This is a genomic window from Bartonella sp. TT110JLCBS (assembly GCF_042193405.1).
Lineage (GTDB): Bacteria > Pseudomonadota > Alphaproteobacteria > Rhizobiales > Rhizobiaceae > Bartonella.
In genome coordinates this window covers 1-16,503 of sequence record NZ_JBHILT010000016.1, presented here as the reverse complement: position 1 = coordinate 16,503, position 16,503 = coordinate 1, and the positions used below count along the sequence as shown (strand labels likewise).

The window sequence follows — 16,503 nt, the reverse complement described above, 5'->3', positions numbered from 1 at the left end:
GAAGTAGTTTAAAATGTTTGGTTTGCATGGTTTGCTGTGTTATCGTTCAGTGACTTTATTTTTTTATGTTAGGAATGTGTTTTATGACTCAGCAAGAAAATGACGCACAAAAGCGCTTTTTTAATGATAATTTACAAACTGTTGATGGTGCAATTTTTGACGCAATTAGAGGGGAGTTTGAGCGTCAACAACGTGAAATTGAGCTGATTGCTTCAGAGAATATTGTTTCAAGAGCGGTTCTTGAAGCGCAGGGGTCTGTGTTAACCAATAAATATGCAGAAGGTTATCCAAGAAAGCGCTACTATGGTGGGTGTCAATTTGTTGATGTCGTTGAAGATTTAGCTATTGAAAGGGCAAAACAGCTTTTCGGTGCTGCGTTTGCGAATGTACAGCCTAATTCTGGTAGCCAAATGAATCAAGCTGTCTTTTTAGCTTTACTTCAGCCTGGTGATATATTTATGGGATTAGATTTAAATGCTGGTGGTCACCTTACGCATGGTTCATCTGTTAATATGTCAGGAAAATGGTTTAATGTTGTTTCCTATGGTGTCCGTAAAGAAGATCAGATTATTGATATGGATGAAGTTGAGCAGCTTGCAAAAGAACGTAAGCCAAAACTTATTATAGCAGGGGGATCATCTTATCCACGGCTATGGGATTGGGAAAGATTCCGTGAAATTGCAGATGAAATCGGTGCTCATCTACTCGTTGATATGTCTCATATTGCTGGTCTTGTTGCTGGCGGCGTGCATCCTTCACCTGTTCCACATGCGCATATTGTAACGACAACAACACATAAATCGCTTCGAGGTCCTCGGGGTGGTTTGATATTGACAAATGATGAGGCTTTATCCAAAAAAATTAATTCTGCTATTTTTCCTGGTCTTCAAGGGGGGCCTTTAATGCATGTGATTGCCGCAAAGGCTGTTGCATTTGAGGAGGCTTTGCGTCCCTCTTTCAAGAGTTACAGTGCGAATGTTGTTGCTAATGCGAAAACTTTAGCAAAAACATTACAGAGTAATGGTTTTGATATTGTTTCTGGCGGTACAGATAATCATTTATTGTTGATTGATTTACGTTCCAAAAATTTAACAGGAAATCGCGCCGAATTGGCTTTAGGACGCGCTCATATTACCTGCAATAAAAATGCTATCCCTTTTGATCCTGAAACACCATCTATAACATCGGGAATTCGTTTGGGGTCACCTGCTGCCACAACGCGTGGTTTTTCAGAAAAAGAATTTATTCAAGTTGGTCATTTGATTTCAGAAGTTCTTGATGGTCTTCGGGATGCAAAAAGTGATGAAGATAATCATGCTGTTGAAATAGCTGTTAAGAAAAAGGTGGAAGATATAACGAATCAATTTCCTCTTTACTCTTATCTTAGCACTTGTTAAGGATGCAAAAGAGATGCGCTGTCCTTACTGCCAATATGAGGATACACAGGTTAAAGACTCGCGTCCAGCAGAAGAGGGGGCAGTGATTCGCCGCCGCCGTGTGTGTTCCGTTTGTGGTGGTCGCTTTACAACTTTTGAACGTGTTCAGTTGCGTGAGCTCTTGGTTGCTAAAAAAAGTGGACGATGTGAACCCTTCGATCGTGATAAGTTAATGCGATCAGTTGATGTGGCTGTACGTAAGCGCAATATTGATCCTGATCATATTGAACGAGCAATTTCTGGCATTGTACGCCAGCTTGAAAGTTTGGGAGAACCAGAGATTTCTTCAGAAAAAATTGGGCATCTTGTGATGGAAGCATTGAAAAGAATTGATGATATTGCTTATATTCGTTTTGCTTCTGTGTATCGAGATTTTCGTAATGCAAGCGATTTTCACGATGTTATAGATGAATTGTCAAAGGGTATCGCGGATACAGAATCTCGTTTTGATGAATAAAAAAGTGCAAGATGAACGGTTTATGGCTGCAGCTATTCGTTTAGCAGAACGTCATGTCGGTCTTACAGGTGGGAATCCTTCTGTTGGTACGTTAATTGTGCAAAACGATAATGGTGCGGGGGCTTTTATTGTTGGCTATGGCGTAACAGCTATTCATGGGAGTCCTCATGCAGAAGTGCAAGCTTTACACATGGCAGGTTCTCTGGCTCAAGGAGCGACTGCTTATGTTACTTTAGAACCTTGTGCGCATTATGGAAAAACTTCGCCGTGTGTGAATGCACTTATTGATTCAGGTGTTTCTCGAGTTGTTGTTGCGCTGACTGATTGTGACAAGCGTGTTGATGGTCATGGTATTGCTCTTTTGCGAGCGGCGGGTATTGAAGTGGTTGAAGGCATTTTAGCTGAAGAGGCTTTTGAATCCTTATGGACGCATTGGTGCATAAGGAAGATACAACGCTGTGCGGTAACTTTTAAAATGGCAATTTCTGCCGATAATGGTGTTGGAAAAAGAGAGAAGGGCAGCGTAAAAATTAGTGGAACACTTTCTCATGCTCATACGCATATTCTACGTGCTCAAAATAATGCTATCCTTGTTGGTATTGGTACTATATTAGCAGATGATCCACAACTCAATTGCCGTTTGCCAGGGATGGAGATGCGTTCACCAATTCGTATTATTTTGGATGCAGATTTATCTATCCCCCTTGATGCAAAAGTTGTCCAAACAGCCATAAAAATTCCTACATGGGTTATTTGTGATGTGGATCTTTCAAAGAAAAGCAAAAAAAATGCATTGGAGCAATATGGTGTGTCTGTTTATTCGGTCGAGATGAACAATGGTTGTGTAGAACCCTTTGCTCTTTTACAGATGCTTTATAAACATGGGATTAATAGTGTTTTATTGGAAGGGGGTGTCAAGACAGGGGAAAAATTTTTGAATGCTGGTTGTGTTGATCATTTGATATGTTTTCATACTCCCATTGTTTTAGGCAAAAATCGTATTGAAGCCCCTCATTTTGGAAATTATCTCTCGCAGTTTCATGAGATTGAGACAAGAATGTTTGGAAATGACCGTTTTTATAAGTGGAGACGTAAGACATTATGTTCACAGGAATTATAACGGATATTGGTTGTGTTGAAGATGTTCAACCTTTAAAGCAGGGGATGCGTTTAAAGATTTCTACCCGCTATGCTATAGAAAGCTTAGCAATTGGCGCATCAATTGCTTGTTCAGGAATTTGTCTGACAATTGTAGAACGAGGATTAAAACAAGAAGATTCTAATTGGTTTGTTGTCGAAGCGTGGGAAGAAACATTACGTTTAACGAATCTTGCACAATGGATAAAAGGAACTTTTGTTAATTTGGAACGTTCGCTTCGATTGGGTGATGAAATGGGAGGACATTTGGTTTCTGGTCATATTGATGGTTTGGCTGAAATCATTGATCAAAAAAATGAAGGGGATGCAATTCGTTTTTATTTAAAAGTTTCAAGACAATTTATGCCTTTCATTGTTAATAAGGGATCTATTGCACTTAATGGGACATCTTTAACTGTTAATGGTGTTGAGGATTGCGTTTTTGATGTTCTTATTATTCGCCATACACTCGAAGTGACAACGTGGGGACAAGCTAAAATTGGAGATCGGGTCAATTTGGAAATTGATCAACTTGCTCGTTATGCTGCAAAAATTTTAGCTTTAAAAAGAGAAGATGAATAAGCCAAAACTTTCTTGATCGTTTTCAGAATTTTATGCTTTATAACCTTGATTTTTTTGATTCGTTTTTTGTGGAATTCCATTATGATGAAAGAGATACGTAAAAATCCTCACGTATTGATTGTTGAAGCACGTTTTTATGAGGGGATTTCTGATGCGCTTTTGAGAGGTGCAGTGAATACTTTGCAAAAAGCTGAAGCAAGTTATGATGTTGTAACGGTTCCTGGAGCATTAGAAATACCAAGTGCAATAGCTTTTGCTGAACAAAACAAGACATCGTATGATGGTTATGTTGCTCTTGGTTGTGTTATTCGGGGTGAAACATATCACTTTGAAATTGTTGCTAATGATTCTTGTCGTGCATTGATGGATTTAACTGTTCATCAGCATTTGGCTATTGGAAATGGTATTTTGACTGTTGAAAACGAAGAACAAGCATGGGTGCGTGCAAAACTAGATGATAAAAATAAAGGTGGTTTTGCGGCTGAAGCTGCTTTATGTATGATCGCTCTAAAAAAGAGATTTGGAGATAATCGTTAAATATGGCTGATATAAAAAGCAGACATTTTCCGCGTTCAGCCAATAAACGTGGAGCAGCAAGACTCGCTGCAGTTCAAGCACTCTATCAAATGGATATCGTGGGTTCGGGGGTGATGGAAACGGCAGCTGAGTATGAGGCTTATCGTTTGGGAAAAGATATTGATGGAGAGCAGTATCTTGACGCTGATTTTCAATGGTTTTTGGCGATTATAACGGGTGTTGTAAAAGATCAAAAGCAGCTTGATCCTCTGCTTCATCAACAGCTTTCAGCAGAGTGGTCTCTTTCACGTCTTGATTCTATATTGCGAGCAATTTTACGAGCAGGTTTATGGGAGTTGATCAACCGTAAAGATGTTCCCGTTGCGGTTGTCATGAATGAATATGTTGACATAGCAAAGGCGTTTTTTGAAGGTGATGAGCCAAAACTTGTTAATGCAGTTCTCGACAGTATGGCAAAAAAAGTCCGCCTCTAAGAGCGACAAATCCCCTTATTATAGGTCTGATATTATCAGACCTATAATATTGAAACGGTGTGTAGATTATATGATTTAGTTATGGGATGGCAAATTTGCAGGGCCTTTTATAATTTGAATTAAGAAAGGATGTTCTTTTGTTACAGTTGGTGTTGTTTGTGTAATAAAATCAAACACTTGACCGTCTTGTAATCCGTAATTTGCAACTTTTGCAACCTGATTATTTTTATTGAAGTAAATGGCTAAAACTTTGCGATCAATAATCTTTGTTTTCATAAACTGCATCCCACGATAGCGTGTCTGTGAGATGTAATAAAAAACTTCATTGTCATATTTTGTTTTTAATGAAGGGGTCCCTAAAGTTAAAAGAACCTGCTCTTGACTGGAGCCAATAGAAATAGAGCTTAAAGCATTTTTATCAAGAACATAGCCCTCTCTATAAATTTGGCTCGAACCTGAAGAATCAAGAAGACTACATCCCGCAAGCATTCCTATGCTTGCTATTGATAGACCAATTAATAATTTACGTTTGATTAAGGTTATTATGTGAGGCATTTGAAACAATGATATCTCCTTTTTATACTGAGATGTAGGACAAGAAGGCAACCTCAAGTTTTTTCTAATTTTAACTTAATCTACCGTAGCTTACACTGAGTTTCCCTGTTATAAAGCAAATTATGCCATATAGAATTTCTTTAGAAAAGAAAAAAATGCATAAATACTTGAGATAAATAAAAACACAGTGCTTTATGCGTTTTTATGTTTGGGAGTTGTCAATGAATGTTCAAAATGTTCCTCAAATGACATTTGCTTTGGCTTATCCAATATCCGTACGTTCTCTACCTGCTAAAGGTATAAGGGTTCATCTTTGTGCAAATAAAAAAGAATGTACACATTTAGCCCAGAACCATAATTTAATTGAAGTAAAATCTTGTGAGGGAAAATTCCATATTTTCCCGTGGAAAAAACGCGGAGTGCGTATAAAAGGTCTGTTGCAAGCGCGTATACTACAGTTATGTGTTGTTACATTAGAACCATTAGAAAATATCCTTTGTGAAAATATTGAGGTTGTTTTTGTTCCTGAAGATTCAAATTTGATGAAGCCCAAAATATCAGAGGATACAGGAGAATTGTTTTTAGATGTGGAGGGGCTTGATACTCCTGAAGTATTTTATGATGATAAAATTGATATTGGTGCAATCATGGAAGAGTTTTTTGAGTTGTCTATTAATCATTATCCACGTAAAGAAGGGATAAAGATGAATATGGTTGAAAATTTAGAAGAAGCAGAGCAAAAATTTTCGCCATTTTCTGTTTTGAAAAATTGGAAGTGATTGTAAAAACATACAAAAAATATCTATTGTATGCTAAACGGTATTTTCTGCGGAGCGATTTTTGCAAGATGTGCTGTGTGAGTGTTCAGGAGCCAAAAATCATAATATGTATTTGATGTAAATGAAAAGATGTGGGATATGCAAGCGTGATTAGAATTTCTGTGGATGTCATGGGCGGTGATTACGGTCCAGAAGCAGCTATTGCAGGAGCAGCAATTGTACAAAAATATTTATCAAATATTTATTTTCTGTTTTATGGAGTAGAGGAGGCCGTTCGTCCGATTTTAAAAAAATATCCCTGTTTGGATTCTGTATCGCGCTTTTTCCCTACAGAAAGTTATACACGCATGGATGAAAAGCCAAGCCAAGCACTTCGTAATGGGCGTGGTAAATCATCAATGTGGTACGCCATTGAAGCGGTAAAAAATGGTGAAGCTGATGCTTGCATTTCTGCTGGGAATACGGGTGCGCTCATGGCCATGTCTTATTTTTGTTTGAAAATGCTTGCAGAGGCTGAACGTCCTGGTATTGCGGGTATCTGGCCAACACTGCGTAGTGAGAGTATCGTTTTAGATATTGGAGCAACAATAGGTGCTTCGGCTAGTCAGTTGGTTGATTTGGCGGTTATGGGAGCGGGTATGTTTCGCGCTTTATATCACACTGAAAGGCCAAGTGTTGGGCTTTTAAATGTGGGGGTGGAAGAGGTCAAAGGACTTTATGAAATAAAAAAAGCAGGAATGATATTGCGTGAAGTGCAATTAGAAGGATTGGAATATAAAGGATTTGTTGAGGGCAATGACATTGGAAAAGGAACAGTCGATGTTGTTGTGACAGAGGGGTTTTCTGGTAATATTGCTTTAAAAACCGCAGAAGGAACCGCGCGACAGATAGGAGAGATTTTAAACTCTGCACTGCGCAGTTCTTTTTTAACATCTCTTGGTTATTTTTTGTCGCGGAGTGCTTTTCGTACACTAAAACATAAAATGGATCCCGATAGGGTGAATGGAGGAGTGCTTTTAGGTTTGAATGGTGTTGTTATAAAAAGCCATGGTAGTGCTAATGCTAATGGTTTTGCTTCTGCTATCCGCGTTGGTTATGAAATGGTTAGTAATGGACTTTTACAAAAAATAACGGCTGATTTACGGCGGTTTCATGAGAATAAAGAAACACTTTTTGATCAAGAGGATGAAGCGGTAATGAATGGAGAGTCCTTATGATAAGCTCTTATAATAGAAATGAAAAATTTGAAGAAAAGGTAAGAGCTGAATGATTCGGTCAATTATACGTGGTGTAGGAAGTGCTTTGCCGAAAAAAAGTTTATCAAATGATGAGATTGCAAAGTTTGTTGAAACGTCAGATTCATGGATTGTTCAGCGTACAGGAATACGCCAACGTTATATTGCCAGTGAAAATGAAACAACTGTTTCTTTAGGAGTTGAGGCTGCGCAAGCCGCCCTTATAAATGCTGGTTTAACAATAAAAGACATCGATTGTATTATTTTAGCAACGTCTACTCCGAATCGTACTTTTCCTGCTTCTGCTGTTGAAATTCAAAGCGCTTTGGGAATGAGCCATGGATTTGCTTTTGATATTCAAGCTGTTTGCTCTGGTTTTATTTTTGCTTTAACAACAGGAGATTCTTATTTACGGTGTGGAGGAGCTAAAAGAATTTTAGTTATTGGGTCCGATACATTTTCTCGAATTTTAGATTGGGAAGATCGTACGACATGTGTTTTATTTGGTGATGGTGCGGGTGCCGTTATTTTAGAAGCTCAAGAAATTGAAGGGGAGATTGCTTTTGAGCGTGGTATATTGTCTGCGAAACTGCGCTCTAATGGTGCTTATATAAATAAGCTATATGTTGATGGTGGACCTTCAACAACACAAACGACAGGCTATTTGCGTATGGAAGGACGAGAAGTTTTTAAATATGCTGTTGGTATGATAACGGATGTGGTTGATGATTGTTTTGCAGCTGCAGGTATGGATTCTTCACAACTAGATTGGTTTGTACCTCATCAGGCTAATAAGCGCATTATTGAAGCATCTGCTAAAAAGTTGGGAATTTCACTAGATAAAGTTGTGATTACCGTTGATCAACATGGTAATACGTCTGCCGCATCAGTTCCGTTGGCTTTAACAACAGCGGTTTGCGATGGGAAAATAAAAGAAGGAGATCTTATCATGTTAGAAGCCATGGGAGGTGGATTTACATGGGGAGCAATTCTTATTCGTTGGTGAATTATGGCTACTTGACCATATTTCAAGAAAACGTATAAGTCATTTTGTAATTTTTAATATTTTAATAGGTGGTTATAATGACAAGTAAGACAGTAACGCGTGCAGATTTAGCGAGCGTAGTTTGTAAAAGAGTGGGCTTGTCACATACTGAATCAGCAGCTTTAGTCGAATTGGTTTTGGATGAGATTTGCAACTCACTTGTAAGAGGTGAAGCGGTTAAATTATCTTCTTTTGCAACTTTTCAGGTTCGCAGTAAAAATGAACGTGTTGGACGAAATCCAAAAACAGGTGTTGAAGCACCTATCCCGCCGCGACGTGTTGTGACGTTTAAGGCTGCCAATGTCCTTAAACAGAGAATTTTAGATTCGCATCGTGCAAGACAGAAAAAATGATATCTCATAAATAAATGCCATGGTATGTTTGGTATTTGTTAAAAAAATGTATAAAATAAAGGTCTTTGTTTTTTAGAAAAAGACTGTTCAGTAAGTCGTCAATGATGGTCTTATTTTTGACTAATCTTGTTGAGAAATTGAGACAGAATGAGTCATTGTAAAGTATTTTATTTTGTTTTAAATAAGGTGTTGCAAAATGGATAAAAGCTCTGATGCTTTTCGCACAATTAGCGAAGTAGCGGAGTTGTTGGAGCTTCCGCAGCATGTCTTAAGATTCTGGGAAACACGTTTTAGGCAGATTAAACCAATGAAACGTGGGGGAGGAAGGCGCTATTATCGCCCAGTCGATGTGGATTTGCTCAATGGTATTAAGCAGTTACTGTATGATCAGGGTTATACGATAAAAGGTGTGCAACGCCTTTTGAAAGAAAATGGTGTTGCTTTTGTGACGGCATTGGGTAATGGTGATCTGGATGCTATGAATGTGGTCATAGAAAAGAAACATGCAGGACAAACTTCTGAAAATGCTAATAATAAGCCTAAGAAATCTTCTTTTGGGCTTTTGAGTTTCATGAGGAATGAAGGGGAAACATCTGTCGGTTCTGTGAATCTTTACAAAGATAAAACTGATAAAGCATTGTTACAAGAAATCCTGTTTGAACTCATTGAATGTAAGCGTGTTCTTGATAGAGCACGATAATAATATTTTTTATTTTATATGTGTTTCTTTTTTAGCAAAACATGTGTTTTAAAATTGTTTTACAAATCAATATTTAACGTTTAGCGTGGCAATGTATTTCGTAGATATTTAGACGTTTTATGGGGGTGCTCAGAGTTTTATACGTTCAACGAGTAGTAATGTATCGTATGGTATGTTTAACGAGTTTTTTATAAGAGTTTTTCATTTGGTAAAACATGAAGAAGAGAAAGAATAAACGCTGAGTTTTGCCATTTTTTTTGATTTGGCTTTATAAAAATTAAGGCAATATCTCATCAGTGTAGATTGTGGGATGTAGAATGCCATTAGCTTACTAATTCATGTGCTTGTTTTAAAGAGATGTTTCTTAAGGCTTCTTAAGCTTATTTTACCATAATGCCTCGTGAATGATTAATGGTAAACTCGTTGAGTACCCGCTATTTTTATACTTATGAAGGAGCAAGTCGGCATCATCATTATAGTTATAGCCTGTTCTCAATGACTGCAACAATCCTTAGCATTTTTTTAGGCGGTTCATTGTGGGCACTTTAAAAATCTTTTCTCAATTATTTTATCCACAGATTCATTCCGCTTGTTTCGTGCAAGCAAATGATTTTGATCGATTCAACATAAATATATTTAAAATGATAGAAGCCTATGATATTCGAAACCTTATTTAAGATGAACAATGATATATTATTATAAATCAATATCTTATCTTTTTTATAAGGGCTTATCTTACGAATAAGACACATCATTGTTCAGGTAACTTTACATATTTTTTATTAATAAATATAATCTTGTTTTCAGCCTTCTTGCTTGATGTTACTATAATTATCGTAATGATCTATCCGTGATAATAGCAGTATCTTTTCATTATAAAGGTAAAAGATTAATGTTATTATTAATATTCAATTGTCTATAATTTTTGCATTTAAACAGCTCATAGCTTACATTCAACTTTTTTACCAATCCACCTTGTAGAGAGAGCACGTTATTCTTTCTGGTGATAGCTAATCATGTATGTCCCCCTAAATACTACAGTATCAAATCGTTTGATCTTATATAAAAATTGATGATTTATAGTGAAAAATTAATATTTTACCATTTTCTGTGATGTTATGCATTTATTATACGCTGTAAATCTGGAGGTGTTGCCTCATTTGAGAGTTGCTTAATCACATCTTCTACAGATAAAGAGGTTTGATTCGTACTTCCTAAGCGGCGCATATTTACGCTGTTTGTTTCAGCTTCACGTTTGCCGCATACCAAAATTACGGGGACTTTTTGTAAAGAATGTTCTCGTATTTTATAGTTAATTTTTTCATTGCGGAGATCTGTTGTTGCAGAAAGCCCAACAGCTTTAAGTTTTGCTGTTATTTTTTGGGCATATTCATTTGCTTCGGATGTAATTGTTGCAACAACAATTTGTTCAGGAGCAAGCCAAAGTGGCATATGTCCAGCAAAATTTTCGATTAATATACCAAGAAAACGCTCCATAGATCCCAAAATAGCACGGTGGATCATAACAGGTTGACGTTTTTCTGAATCTTTATCAATATAGAATGCACCAAAACGTTCAGGGAGATTAAAGTCTATTTGTGTTGTTCCACATTGCCATTCACGACCGATAGCATCCTTTAATGTATATTCAAATTTTGGACCATAAAATGCTCCTTCACCTGGAAGGATGCTTGTTTTGATTTGTCCTGCAAATTTTGTTTCAATCGTTTTAAGGACAGATTCCATGATACTTTCTGCATGATCCCATAATGCATCAGATCCAACTCGTTTTTCTGGACGTGTTGAAAGCTTAAGACTAATTTCTTTAAAACCAAAATCAGCATAAGTTGATAAAATAAGATCATTAATACTGAGACATTCATCAGCTAATTGTTCATCAGTACAAAAAATATGCGCATCATCTTGTGTAAAACCACGCACACGCATAAGACCATGTAAAGAGCCTGAAGGCTCATAACGATGAACAAGTCCAAATTCAGCAAGTCTAATAGGCAAATCACGATAAGATTTTAAACCATGTTTAAAAATTTGCACATGACCAGGGCAATTCATTGGTTTAAGGGCATAAACATTCCCATGATCTGAATCTTCTGCTGCTGAAATTACTTTGAACATATTCTCCTTATACCAACCCCAATGGCCAGATATTTCCCAGAGTGATCTATCGAGAACTTGTGGAGCATTAACTTCAGCATATTGATGATCATCAAGGCGTCTACGCATATAGCTGATCAAATTTTGGAACATTTTCCAACCTTTTTTGTGCCAAAAAATCATTCCTGGCCCTTCTTCTTGAAAATGAAATAAGTCCATTTCACGTCCCAAGCGGCGATGATCACGTTTTTCAGCTTCTTCTAGCATATGGAGATAGGCTTTTAAGTCATTTTCATTTGCAAATGCTGTTCCATAAATTCTTGTGAGCATTGGATTATTGGCATCGCCACGCCAATAAGCTCCTGCAACTTTCATTAATTTGAAAGCATTCCCAATTTGCCCTGTAGATTGCATATGTGGTCCGCGGCAAAGATCAAACCATTCCCCTTGATAATAAACTTTTAAATCTTGATTTTCAGGAATGCTATCAATAAGTTCAACTTTATAAAATTCCTTTTTCTCAGAAAAAACTCTTCTCGCTTTTTCACGAGACCAAATTTCTTTTCTAAAAGGTTTATTGCGTTGGATAATTTCACGCATTTTCTTTTCAATGACGGTGAGATCATCTAATGTAAAAGGTTGTTGGCGAGCAAAATCATAATAGAATCCATTCTCAATAACAGGACCTATTGTTACTTGCGTTTCAGGAAAGAGCTCTTGCACTGCTTCAGCAAGGACATGAGCGCAATCATGCCTTATGAGCTCAAGAGCGCGTGAATCTTCTCGGGTAATAATCTCTACTTGACCAGATTGTCCCAATGGATCCGATAAGTCCCGCATGATACCATCAAGACTATAGGCAACTGCTTTTTTTGCAAGTGATTTAGAAATGGATTCTGCCAATTCCAAGCCTGTCATTTCGGCGGGGTAATTACGTTTTGAACCATCGGGAAAAAAAAGAGAAATAGAGCAAGACATAAAAACACCCTTTTAATCCAATTCCGCTAACGATTGCGGATGGTTTTGTGAAAATTGAGTAAAAAGCTTATAGACTGATTTTTTTATCAATACATATGAAAAAAGGAAAGGATTATTTGTTGTGTTTGTCAGAAATTTTCCAATAACGCCAAGGTTTATAAAAACAGCAAGAATTTCCAAGCGATGGAGGGACTGGATCAAAGCCATCTGTTCCAAAGGGCCCACAACGCATGATACGAAAGAGTCCCATCCATGCACCAGCCCAAAGCCCATGGCGTGCAATCGCTTCATATGTATATTCTGAACAAGTCGGGGCGTGGCGACATTGATTGCCTATAAGACTTGAAAGTGTTATTTGATAGAAACGTATTAAGAAAATACCCAATAATCGTCCGGGTGTTTTTTGCCAAGTGCCTGTGTAATTTCGAGTCAATTTTTTTTGTTTAGATTGTGATTTGAACATTTATTTTTCTTCAATTTTTTGAATGCAGTCTATCGTTGCATCAAAGGGTAGTAGTGTTGCTGCATGGCGCACTTTATAGTCTTTAATGGGCTGTAAGCAAGAAAAATCCTCAAATGGAGCTTGAGGAGAAGGACCATTTTGCGTTAGCATTTGGTAGATAACTTCACGCAATATTTTAAGATCTTGTGTTGTTTGTCCGATGATATGAGATGCTAAAAGTGAAGCCGAAGCTTGCCCTAGCACACATGCATGTATTTCGTGGGCAAAATCCGTGATAATACCATTTTCCACTTTTAAATCTACAGTGATTGTCGAACCACAAAGCTGTGCATGTTTTCTTGATGTTGCATCAGGATTATTAAGACGCCCAATTTTGCTTATATGTGCAGCATATTTAAGTATTTTATCATTATAGATATTATCAATCATGCGCTATTGCCTGAAATTTTGAGAGTCGTGATTGTTTAAACTTTTAATTCGCTTATATAGAGATTATACAAAATGAGATAGGTATGGAGCAAATGCTTTGTATAGAGTAAACTTGGAGTTTTTGAATGCGTAATGTTGTTAAAGAAGACGCAAATTTATCTGAAGAAAAGCGTCCGAGTATTGAAGAGGTGGAAGAAGCGATTCGTACATTACTCTTATGGATAGGGGAAAATCCAAATAGAGAAGGGCTTTTAGATACTCCAAAACGTATAGCCAAGGCATATCGCGAGCTTTTCAATGGTTATAGTCAATCGGTTAAAGAAACCTTAGGTACAGTTTTTGAAGAGGTTTCGGGATACAATGAAGACGTAATCGTAAAGAATATACCTTTTTATTCACATTGTGAGCATCATATGATCCCAATTATTGGGAAAGCACATATAGCATATCTTCCTAATGCAAAAATTGTTGGTCTTTCAAAAATTGTACGTGTTGTAGATATTTTTTCTCGTCGTTTACAAACTCAAGAAGCTATGACAGCGCAAGTGGCTCACGCGTTAAAAACGTATCTGAAGCCTCATGGTGTCGCAGTATTGATTGAGGCTGAGCACATGTGTATGGCTATGAGAGGAATCCAAAAACAAGGCTCTACAACAATTACAAAAAACTTTCATGGTTATTATGAAAAAGATCAAGCGGCACAAGCACATTTTATGATGATGGTTCAAAGGTCATAGTAGAGCCCATATTTCTCGTAATCTCTATTAAGTTATAAGTCGTCTGAATAAAATAAATTATGAGAAAAAGAAAATTGGCTTGTACCTTTCTTGATGATTTGTTAAAGGCTTAAAACCAAGTTTTTTTCTTTACACGTGCGGTCGTGGCGGAATTGGTAGACGCGCAGCGTTGAGGTCGCTGTGGGGCAACCCGTGGAAGTTCGAGTCTTCTCGACCGCACCAGTTAGTAGTGAGTCTCTCTGTAATGAGATGAAGTTATGTAGAGAGAGGGGATTTATATGCATTATAGAAAAATCTTTTTTGTATGTTATTTGTTGGTGTGTTGCCAATAATGTTTCGTTTTTTATTACTTTATCTGTGCATTTGAAATGTTATATTTTTATAGGGTGGGGTGAATTTGCAGTGAGAAGTATAATGGTTCTGAGATATTTAACACTTCTTATTTGTATTTCTTTATTGTCAGCATGTAGTAATTCACGTGCTGTACTTTGGCATGGAGTGCATGCAACTCCTTCTATGACTGCAGTAGAAAGGGAAGTTGAAGGAAAACCAGTTTCTCCAAAAGCCATCATTCCAGTGTATGTTGCAACAAGTCGTATGATGCAAAATAATTACGCTCAACCTTATGGTGCAGAGCGATCAAATAAAGTACATTATAATCGCGTTGACATAGGAATTCCTCAGCAACATGTAAAGGGTGTTGTTGAAATAAATGCGTATAAACCTACACATGATAAGTATTTTGCAGCAGTAGCGTTGCAAAAATACGATAATAAAGAACAGTTTAAACAGCAGTTAAATGCTGCTTTAGCAAAAAAGCCAAAAGGAAAAAGAGAAATTTTTCTTTTTATCCATGGATATAATAATAATTTTGCAGATGGTACATTTCGTACAGCACAGTTTACACACGATTATTCTTTAAATGTTGTTGCTGTGCATTATTCTTGGCCTTCCGCTGGATCTGTTCCTCTTTATATTTATGATCGTGACAGTGCTAATTTTGCCCGTGACGGATTGATAGAGCTTTTAACACTTATTAGTGAAACCAATGCTGATCAGATTTCGGTTATTGCACATTCTATGGGCAATTTTGTTATAATGGAAGCATTTAGAACTTTAGCCTTACAGAAAAAATATAAGCCTATTCGTCGTATTACAAGTTTATTAATGGCTGCACCAGATATTGATGTTGATGTATTTGAGCGCCAACTTAATGATATAAAAAAACTTCCGCAGCCAACAGCTATTTTAGTATCCAGAGCGGATAAAGCTCTCGCGGTTTCAGGACGTCTTACGGGTGGACATCATCGTGTGGGCGATGGCTCAGATATTGAAATGTTGCGTAAAAATGGAATAGCTGTTCTTGATTTCTCTCATGTGGATGGGGGAGCGCACAATGTCTTTGCATCTTCGCCAACGTTGATGGCTCTTTCTCGAGAAGGTTCTTTGGCTTCCACAATTATGCAAGGTACAGAATTGTCACCTAGTCAAGCTCTTCTTGCTGATGGTAGTAGTGTGTTGGAGAAAACAACACATCTTATCCTTTATACACCTGTACGTTTTCTCTCTCCACGGATTCCACGTTGATAGGTGAAAAGAGAGAAGGGGCTCTATCGAATAATGCATTGGAGGTAATATTTTTTAGCACTTTCTTTAGAATGGTTTTGTAAAATGAAAAATAAATAGCGGGATGAATGTAAAAAACAGTCATTAGGTGAGTTTGTGATGATTGCACGGAAACGCTATATTAATACGCCTACAGTTGTTGATTATTTATCTCATTCCGCAATTAAGTTATTAGACATTCATGCTATGCTTGTGAAGGTGAGAAAAGGTGATATGGGGGAAAAACCAAATTTATTGCGTCAAATTGATTCTACAAAAAAACAATTAGATGAGATAAGCCATGCTCTTATTTTAGAATATCGTAAACGCCAAGAAAATGAGCGTTTTTTTAAACAAATTCTGTTATCCATTTCCGATCAGCTTTTTGCACTTAATAATGGTTTTAAAGAAACAGGACGTCTTTTTTTTCAAGAAGTTAGAATGCTTCAATCTCAGATGCAATGTTTATATGAGGGAAAGGAGAGGCTGCATTTGTTGAATAGCCAAGAATCTTTTTGCTCTCCATCAAAGATTGATGAAGTCATTAAACAATTACAAAAAGCACGAGAAAAGCTTATTCTTGAAAGCCCACATCTCTTTGAAAAAAGCACAAAAGCTAAACAATAAAAGTTCTTTAGTTGAGCAGATAGATAATTTAAATTTTACAGCAAAAAGCGTTATTAGATAGAAGGCTATAAGCTTTTTAAAGAAAAGGATTTTCTTTTAAAAATGAAACACATGTATTTTATAATCACACTCTTTATCGCATTAAAGCTTTAGAAGAGTTTGATACGGGGGATAAAAATACGGAAGAAAGTCTTGCCTATCGTGCAGATTTTTCCTCACGCTTTTGTTATTTGATTGATCCCTTTGTACGGGTGGCAAAT

General features: G+C 37.0%; 18 protein-coding genes and 1 tRNA gene. 15 read left to right on the top strand and 4 right to left on the bottom strand.

What is annotated here, in order from left to right:
* The first annotated feature begins 83 nt into the window (after positions 1–83).
* From glyA to nusB, 6 genes are all read left to right on the top strand, one after another.
* Positions 84–1,397, top strand: coding sequence for a serine hydroxymethyltransferase (gene glyA / locus ACFILW_RS07220; protein ID WP_375622439.1), 1,314 nt, complete (start codon positions 84–86; stop codon positions 1,395–1,397).
* A 13-nt stretch (positions 1,398–1,410) separates the two neighbouring features.
* Positions 1,411–1,893: a transcriptional regulator NrdR gene (gene nrdR / locus ACFILW_RS07215; protein WP_375611570.1), complete on the top strand. Its 483-nt coding sequence runs from the start codon at positions 1,411–1,413 to the stop codon at positions 1,891–1,893.
* Positions 1,886–3,013, top strand: coding sequence for a bifunctional diaminohydroxyphosphoribosylaminopyrimidine deaminase/5-amino-6-(5-phosphoribosylamino)uracil reductase RibD (gene ribD, locus ACFILW_RS07210; RefSeq protein WP_273791384.1), 1,128 nt, complete (start codon positions 1,886–1,888; stop codon positions 3,011–3,013). The genes nrdR and ribD overlap by 8 nt, the downstream gene beginning before the upstream one ends.
* Positions 2,995–3,612: a riboflavin synthase gene (locus ACFILW_RS07205; protein ID WP_375685430.1), complete on the top strand. Its 618-nt coding sequence runs from the start codon at positions 2,995–2,997 to the stop codon at positions 3,610–3,612. The genes ribD and ACFILW_RS07205 overlap by 19 nt, the downstream gene beginning before the upstream one ends.
* Before the next feature lie 81 nt (positions 3,613–3,693).
* Positions 3,694–4,149, top strand: a complete 456-nt coding sequence (locus ACFILW_RS07200; RefSeq protein WP_375645865.1) for a 6,7-dimethyl-8-ribityllumazine synthase — start codon at positions 3,694–3,696, stop codon at positions 4,147–4,149.
* A gap of 2 nt (positions 4,150–4,151) precedes the next feature.
* The gene (gene nusB / locus ACFILW_RS07195) at positions 4,152–4,622 is read left to right on the top strand and encodes a transcription antitermination factor NusB (RefSeq protein WP_375622446.1); all 471 of its coding nucleotides are present in this window, start codon (positions 4,152–4,154) and stop codon (positions 4,620–4,622) included.
* A gap of 75 nt (positions 4,623–4,697) precedes the next feature.
* Here nusB and ACFILW_RS07190 read toward each other — a convergent pair whose 3' ends face one another.
* Positions 4,698–5,177: an outer membrane protein assembly factor BamE gene (locus tag ACFILW_RS07190; protein ID WP_375622476.1), complete on the bottom strand. Its 480-nt coding sequence runs from the start codon at positions 5,175–5,177 to the stop codon at positions 4,698–4,700.
* A gap of 221 nt (positions 5,178–5,398) precedes the next feature.
* On the opposite strand from ACFILW_RS07190, the gene ACFILW_RS07185 reads away from it, so the two are divergent.
* The 5 genes from ACFILW_RS07185 to ACFILW_RS07165 all read left to right on the top strand — a co-directional run bounded on the left by ACFILW_RS07185 (position 5,399) and on the right by ACFILW_RS07165 (position 9,289).
* Entirely contained in the window at positions 5,399–5,956 is a 558-nt protein-coding gene (locus tag ACFILW_RS07185) for a DUF177 domain-containing protein (protein WP_375622448.1), read from the top strand.
* A 146-nt stretch (positions 5,957–6,102) separates the two neighbouring features.
* The gene (plsX, locus tag ACFILW_RS07180; RefSeq protein WP_375685429.1) at positions 6,103–7,173 is read left to right on the top strand and encodes a phosphate acyltransferase PlsX; all 1,071 of its coding nucleotides are present in this window, start codon (positions 6,103–6,105) and stop codon (positions 7,171–7,173) included.
* Between the two features lie 49 nt (positions 7,174–7,222).
* Entirely contained in the window at positions 7,223–8,197 is a 975-nt protein-coding gene (locus ACFILW_RS07175) for a beta-ketoacyl-ACP synthase III (protein ID WP_375622452.1), read from the top strand.
* Between the two features lie 77 nt (positions 8,198–8,274).
* Positions 8,275–8,589: an integration host factor subunit alpha gene (locus ACFILW_RS07170; RefSeq protein WP_015856447.1), complete on the top strand. Its 315-nt coding sequence runs from the start codon at positions 8,275–8,277 to the stop codon at positions 8,587–8,589.
* Positions 8,590–8,785: 196 nt separating this feature from the next.
* Positions 8,786–9,289, top strand: a complete 504-nt coding sequence (locus tag ACFILW_RS07165; RefSeq protein WP_375622455.1) for a MerR family transcriptional regulator — start codon at positions 8,786–8,788, stop codon at positions 9,287–9,289.
* Between the two features lie 1,116 nt (positions 9,290–10,405).
* On the opposite strand, the gene thrS is transcribed toward ACFILW_RS07165, so the two are convergent.
* From thrS to ACFILW_RS07150, 3 genes are all read right to left on the bottom strand, one after another.
* Entirely contained in the window at positions 10,406–12,382 is a 1,977-nt protein-coding gene (gene thrS / locus ACFILW_RS07160) for a threonine--tRNA ligase (protein ID WP_375685428.1), read from the bottom strand.
* A 112-nt stretch (positions 12,383–12,494) separates the two neighbouring features.
* Complete coding sequence (gene yidD, locus ACFILW_RS07155) at positions 12,495–12,845, bottom strand: membrane protein insertion efficiency factor YidD (protein WP_375622459.1); 351 nt, start codon at positions 12,843–12,845, stop codon at positions 12,495–12,497.
* Positions 12,846–13,274, bottom strand: a complete 429-nt coding sequence (locus ACFILW_RS07150; protein ID WP_375622461.1) for an iron-sulfur cluster assembly scaffold protein — start codon at positions 13,272–13,274, stop codon at positions 12,846–12,848.
* Positions 13,275–13,399: 125 nt separating this feature from the next.
* On the opposite strand from ACFILW_RS07150, the gene folE reads away from it, so the two are divergent.
* The 4 genes from folE to ACFILW_RS07130 all read left to right on the top strand — a co-directional run bounded on the left by folE (position 13,400) and on the right by ACFILW_RS07130 (position 16,243).
* The gene (gene folE, locus ACFILW_RS07145; protein ID WP_375685427.1) at positions 13,400–14,011 is read left to right on the top strand and encodes a GTP cyclohydrolase I FolE; all 612 of its coding nucleotides are present in this window, start codon (positions 13,400–13,402) and stop codon (positions 14,009–14,011) included.
* 137 nt (positions 14,012–14,148) lie between these two features.
* A tRNA-Leu gene (locus ACFILW_RS07140) sits at positions 14,149–14,233 on the top strand.
* A 192-nt stretch (positions 14,234–14,425) separates the two neighbouring features.
* A complete protein-coding gene (locus ACFILW_RS07135) occupies positions 14,426–15,598 on the top strand; it encodes an alpha/beta hydrolase (RefSeq protein WP_375685426.1) in 1,173 nt (390 codons plus the stop codon).
* A gap of 138 nt (positions 15,599–15,736) precedes the next feature.
* Positions 15,737–16,243, top strand: coding sequence for a hypothetical protein (locus ACFILW_RS07130; RefSeq protein WP_375622467.1), 507 nt, complete (start codon positions 15,737–15,739; stop codon positions 16,241–16,243).
* The last annotated feature ends 260 nt before the right edge of the window (positions 16,244–16,503 follow it).

Bases quoted from the DNA above. Each gene is read 5' to 3' on its own strand.
- glyA (WP_375622439.1), top strand. From the start codon at position 84: ATGACTCAGCAAGAAAATGACGCACAAAAGCGCTTTTTTAATGATAAT.
- ACFILW_RS07170 (WP_015856447.1), top strand. From the start codon at position 8,275: ATGACAAGTAAGACAGTAACGCGTGCAGATTTAGCGAGCGTAGTTTGT.
- ACFILW_RS07185 (WP_375622448.1), top strand. From the start codon at position 5,399: ATGAATGTTCAAAATGTTCCTCAAATGACATTTGCTTTGGCTTATCCA.
- ACFILW_RS07135 (WP_375685426.1), top strand. From the start codon at position 14,426: ATGGTTCTGAGATATTTAACACTTCTTATTTGTATTTCTTTATTGTCA.
- ACFILW_RS07205 (WP_375685430.1), top strand. From the start codon at position 2,995: ATGTTCACAGGAATTATAACGGATATTGGTTGTGTTGAAGATGTTCAA.
- ACFILW_RS07190 (WP_375622476.1), bottom strand. From the start codon at position 5,177: ATGCCTCACATAATAACCTTAATCAAACGTAAATTATTAATTGGTCTA.
- ACFILW_RS07130 (WP_375622467.1), top strand. From the start codon at position 15,737: ATGATTGCACGGAAACGCTATATTAATACGCCTACAGTTGTTGATTAT.
- ACFILW_RS07150 (WP_375622461.1), bottom strand. From the start codon at position 13,274: ATGATTGATAATATCTATAATGATAAAATACTTAAATATGCTGCACAT.
- thrS (WP_375685428.1), bottom strand. From the start codon at position 12,382: ATGTCTTGCTCTATTTCTCTTTTTTTTCCCGATGGTTCAAAACGTAAT.
- nusB (WP_375622446.1), top strand. From the start codon at position 4,152: ATGGCTGATATAAAAAGCAGACATTTTCCGCGTTCAGCCAATAAACGT.
- ACFILW_RS07165 (WP_375622455.1), top strand. From the start codon at position 8,786: ATGGATAAAAGCTCTGATGCTTTTCGCACAATTAGCGAAGTAGCGGAG.
- ACFILW_RS07175 (WP_375622452.1), top strand. From the start codon at position 7,223: ATGATTCGGTCAATTATACGTGGTGTAGGAAGTGCTTTGCCGAAAAAA.
- folE (WP_375685427.1), top strand. From the start codon at position 13,400: ATGCGTAATGTTGTTAAAGAAGACGCAAATTTATCTGAAGAAAAGCGT.
- yidD (WP_375622459.1), bottom strand. From the start codon at position 12,845: ATGTTCAAATCACAATCTAAACAAAAAAAATTGACTCGAAATTACACA.
- nrdR (WP_375611570.1), top strand. From the start codon at position 1,411: ATGCGCTGTCCTTACTGCCAATATGAGGATACACAGGTTAAAGACTCG.
- ribD (WP_273791384.1), top strand. From the start codon at position 1,886: ATGAATAAAAAAGTGCAAGATGAACGGTTTATGGCTGCAGCTATTCGT.
- ACFILW_RS07200 (WP_375645865.1), top strand. From the start codon at position 3,694: ATGATGAAAGAGATACGTAAAAATCCTCACGTATTGATTGTTGAAGCA.